Source organism: Dapis hubbardiae BLCC-M172 (assembly GCF_050016015.1).
Lineage (GTDB): Bacteria > Cyanobacteriota > Cyanobacteriia > Cyanobacteriales > Microcoleaceae > Trichodesmium.
The window spans coordinates 1-1,396 of the sequence record NZ_JBNHEQ010000222.1; the positions used below are offsets into that span (position 1 = coordinate 1).

The following is a 1,396-nucleotide window of genomic DNA, read 5'->3' on the forward strand; positions in this document are numbered from 1 at the left end:
TGAATCTCACCCTCAACGGTTTAACTCAAGATGCGGACTTACGGTTGTATCGTCGCAATGCCAATGGCAGTTTGACATCAATAGCCAGTTCAACACGAGGTGGTACTGCAACTGATAGTATCACTCGCAACTTAGGCACTGGTAATTATGTGGCCAGGGTTTATCGTCACGGTACAGCCAATACTAACTACAATCTGCAGCTAGAAGCCGATCAAGCTGGACCTCCTGGCCCACATCGTAATATCGGCACCCTCCATGGTCGTCGCAATTTCCAAGACTTTGTCGGTTCAACAGACCGCAACGACGATTACCGCTTTAGCTTGAGTGAGCCAAACCGCGTGAATCTCACCCTCAACGGTTTAACTCAAGATGCGGACTTACGGTTGTATCGTCGCAATGCCAATGGCAGTTTGACATCAATAGCCAGTTCAACACGAGGTGGTACTGCAACTGATAGTATCACTCGCAACTTAGGCACTGGTAATTATGTGGCCAGGGTTAATCGTTTTGGTGGAGCTAATACTAACTACAATCTGCGGCTAGAGGCCGATCAAGCTGGCAATAGCCGATTCGTGGCTCGCAATATAGGACAGCTCAGTGGTACTCGCAATTTCCAAGACTTTGTCGGTTCAACAGACACCAACGACTATTACCGCTTTAATTTACCTTGGTTCAGAAACCGCTTGGATATCACCCTCAACGGTTTAGGTGCAGATGCAGACTTACATTTGCTCAATAGCAGTGGCACTGTCATCGCCAGTTCAACACGGGGTGGTACCAATGCAGATACCATTACTCGGACTTTAAACCCGGGTACATATTACGCCAGGGTTAATCGTTTCGGTGGAGCCAATACTAACTACAATCTCCGGTTAAGGAACTCGTTGAGTCTGTTCCCGTTCCCTGCGATCTAGGGTATAACGGAGTTTTCCCCAACTAAGGGTGGGGACTAGATATGATGAGTGCTAGATTAATAACTCTGAACCTGGCTATCATATCAAATCCGGATAATTAGTTACTGTAAATTCATTGCTAGTGGAACAGAGTGGAGGGAAGCAATATCAAGGTTTTAGAGATTGCTTCCCTTTTGTCATTCCTCCGACATGAAACGCGGTAGTCTAGTAGGGTGCGTTAGGCGCTTACAAAAAACTATGATTTATCTGTCAAATCTCATGTTGCGCCGTAACGCACCCTTGATTTGTGCCGTCCTGCGGTGCGTTACGCTTCACTAACGCACCCTACTGGACTATCAACCTACTTTCATACCTGAATTCAGTAATGCCAAACTATGATTTATCTGTCAAATCTCATGTTGCGCCGTAACGCACCCTTGATTTGTGTCGTCCTGCGGTGCGTTACGCTTCACTAACGCACCCTACTGGACTATCAACCTACT

1 protein-coding gene is annotated in these 1,396 nt (G+C 46.7%); it reads left to right on the forward strand.

Annotation, left to right across the window (positions count from 1 at the left end):
• A partial coding sequence (locus ACP6PK_RS20545; protein ID WP_426562189.1) for a PPC domain-containing protein occupies positions 1-914 on the forward strand: 914 nt, incomplete at its 5' end.
• Positions 915-1,396 lie beyond the last annotated feature (482 nt).